3 protein-coding genes are annotated in these 3,306 nt (G+C 69.9%); all 3 read left to right on the top strand.

Annotation, left to right across the window (positions count from 1 at the left end; all coding sequences use genetic code 11):
- Positions 1-339, top strand: a 339-nt coding sequence (locus tag HUK84_RS13120; RefSeq protein WP_176640692.1) for a hypothetical protein, incomplete at its 5' end; no start/stop codon positions are given.
- Positions 340-539: 200 nt separating this feature from the next.
- Complete coding sequence (locus HUK84_RS13115; RefSeq protein WP_374729344.1) at positions 540-2,510, top strand: CocE/NonD family hydrolase; 1,971 nt, start codon at positions 540-542, stop codon at positions 2,508-2,510.
- A 154-nt stretch (positions 2,511-2,664) separates the two neighbouring features.
- The gene (locus tag HUK84_RS13110) at positions 2,665-3,177 is read left to right on the top strand and encodes an NUDIX hydrolase (protein WP_176640690.1); all 513 of its coding nucleotides are present in this window, start codon (positions 2,665-2,667) and stop codon (positions 3,175-3,177) included.
- The last annotated feature ends 129 nt before the right edge of the window (positions 3,178-3,306 follow it).

Genomic DNA, 3,306 nt, shown 5'->3' with positions numbered 1-3,306 from the left:
GCCGACCCGCTGGGCCTGTGGACGGGCACGCTGGTGGCCGATCGCGGCATCTGCCCCGAAACCCGCGCCCCCTCCACCTTGCAGATCGGCACGAAACGCATCGCCTTCACCCCCGCCGACGGCTCGCAGATCCTGCTCGGCACGCGCGACGCCACCCCGGGCCGCTTCCACGCCCAGTTGCTGCTCAGCGACATGAACCACAAACCCTACCCGATGGTGTTCGAGGGCACGCCCGACGGCGACAGCATCCGGGGCGTCTACGGCACCCCCCGCTGCCGCGCCCATGTCGTGCTGACCCGCCCCAGGGAAAACGCGATCGCCCATTTCCTGGGCCACTGAACGCCGGACGCCGGCCCGGCCACACCGAATCCCGCTCCCCCCGGTTGCCTGATCCGTTCGGCTGCGACATGGTCGCACGAACGGAATCACCACACTCTTACCCGCGACCACCCCAGCCGGGAATTCAGCAGGAGCGCCAGGTTTTGACCCTTCACACACACCGCCCGGGCGGGGCGATCTCTTTCCTCACCGCCCTGGCCCTGACCGGCACAACGCTGGCCGGCACAACGCTGGCCACCACCACCCTGGCCGCCATCCCGGCCCACGCCGCCCCCCGCTCGACGCACCACGCCGCCCACCCCGCCGCGCCGGCCGCATCTCCGCTGACGGTGCAGACCGGCAGCGACATCCCCGCCCACGTCACCTTCCCCACCGACGCGCGCGACTACGTCAAGCGCGACGTCATGATCCCGATGCGCGACGGGGTGAAGCTGCATACCGTCATCGTCATCCCCCGCAACGCGCATGACGCGCCGATCCTGCTGACCCGCACGCCCTATCACGCCTCGGAACGGCTGAACCGGGTGGAGAACGCGCCCTCGATGCGCGCCCTCCTGCCACAGGGCGACGACGTGTTCGTCGAGGCCGGCTATATCCGCGTCTTCCAGGACATCCGCGGCAAATACGGGTCCGAGGGCGATTACGTCATGACCCGCCCGGTCCGCGGCCCCCTCAACCCCACCCGCACCGACGAGGTGACAGACGCCTGGGACACGATCGACTGGCTGGTCCACAACCTGCCGGAATCCAACGGCCGCGTCGGCATGCTCGGCTCGTCCTACGAGGGCTTCACCGTCGTCATGGCGCTGCTGAACCCCCACCCGGCGCTCAAGGTCGCCGCCCCCGAGAGCCCGATGGTCGATGGCTGGATGGGCGATGACTGGTACCATTACGGCGCCTTCCGCCAGGGCGGGCTGGATTACTTCACCGAACAGATGACGGTGCGCGGCGAGGGCGCGACCATCCCCCGCATCGACCACGACGACTACACCAATTTCCTGCGCGCCGGCTCGGCCGGCCGCTTCGCCACCGCGGCGGGGCTGGACCAGTTCCCCTGGTGGCAGCGCATGCTGGCCCATCCCGACTATGATGCCTTCTGGCAGGACCAGGCCCTGGACAAGCTGATCACCCGTCACCCGCTGACGGTGCCCACCCTGTGGGAACAGGGCCTGTGGGACCAGGAGGACATGTGGGGCGCGATCCATTCCTGGATGGCCCTGAAACAGACAGCCCCCAACGTCCCCAACATCCTGGTCATGGGCCCGTGGCGGCACAGCCAGGTCAATTACGACGGCTCCAGCCTCGGCCCCCTGCACTGGGACGGCGACACCGCCCACCAGTTCCGGCGCGACGTGCTGCTGCCCTTCTTCAACCAGTATCTACGCCCCGGCGCGCCGCCGGCCGACCTGCCGCAGGCCATCATCTACAATTCCGGCGAAAACCACTGGGACCGCTTCGCCAAATGGCCCCTGGCCTGCGACGGCACGTCCTGCGCCCATCCGCTCAAGCCGCTGTTCCTGCAGGCCGGCTACGGCCTCTCCTTCGACCATCCGGCGGCCGACGCGCAGGATTCCTACGTCTCCGACCCGGCCCACCCGGTCCCCTTCCTGCAACGCCCCTTCAATTTCGCCACCGACGCCGCGCGCTGGAAGACCTGGCTGGTCCAGGACCAGCGCATGGCAGAAAGCCGCCCGGACGTCCTGACCTACGAAACCCCCGTCCTGACCCAGCCCGTACGCGTCAGCGGCGTCCCGGTCGCCGACCTGTTCGCCGCCACCACCGGCACCGACTCCGACTGGGTGGTCAAGCTGATCGACGTCCAGCCCCCGACCGACGGCGACCGGCCGGAAATGGGCGGCTACGAGCTCGCGGTGTCGATGGACATCTTCCGCGGCCGCTACCGCACCGGCTTCGACCATCCCACGGCGATCACCCCGAACGCGACGGCGGAATATCGTTTCACCCTGCCGGCGGTGAATCACGTCTTCCAGCCCGGACACCGGATCATGGTCCAGATCCAGTCCTCGCTCTTCCCGCTCTATGACCGCAACCCGCAGCACTTCGTGCCCAACATCCTGCGCGCCGGCCCGCAGGATTACGTCGCCGCCACCCAGTCCATCCATCGCGGCGGCACCCAGGCCACGTCCATCCTGCTCCCGGTCGTCCCCTGACCGGCCATACCGGCCGGTCATCCCCGGCCGGTCATTCCCCCCAGGGCATCCCCCCACGGCATCCCCCCAGGGGCATCCCCAGGGGCTGGCCATCCCCGGGCCGCTTACGCGTCTGTGACCTGTGCCGGCGCCCGGGGCGTGGTTATATGCCTCCATGGTCGTCTCTCCTTCTGTCCCGGCCGCGATCCTCGCGGTCGTGGCGCGCGCCTCCCGTCTGCTGCTCGTCCGGCGGGCCAACCCGCCGGACCAGGGCCTCTGGGGCTTTCCCGGCGGCCGCATCGAACATGGCGAGGGCGTCATGCAGGCCGCCGAACGCGAATTGTTCGAGGAAACCGGCCTCATCGCCCATGCCGAGGGCGTGCTGACCGCCTTCGACGTGCGGGACCCCGCCCCGGACGGCAGCCTGCGCTTCCATTACGTCATCGTCGCCATCCGCTGCGCCGATACTGGCCAGGGCACGCTCCGCGCCGGCGGCGACGCGCTGGATGCCGGCTGGTTCACCCTGGACGACATCCGCGCTGCGGCCGGACATACCAGCAACGGCGTGCTGGAACTCGGCACCCTCGCCTTGTCCCCGCGCGGCATCGCCCCCTGGCCGCGTCCCGCCCCCGCCGCCCAGCCACGCGGCACGACAATGGACATCACCGCATCGGATTGCCGCGCATGACATCACCCCGGCACGTCCTGCTGGTCGAGGACGAATCCGCCATCGCCGAACTGATCCGCACCGCGCTCGATGCCGCCGGCCTGCGCGTCACCGCCTGCCCGGGCGTGCAGACGGCCGGCCGCGCGCTGG

This window comes from Nguyenibacter vanlangensis, from assembly GCF_013376155.1.
In the GTDB taxonomy this organism is placed as follows: Bacteria; Pseudomonadota; Alphaproteobacteria; order Acetobacterales; family Acetobacteraceae; genus Gluconacetobacter; species Gluconacetobacter vanlangensis.
The sequence above is the reverse complement of the archived record's forward strand: the minus strand, read 5'-3'. Positions and strand labels throughout refer to the sequence as shown.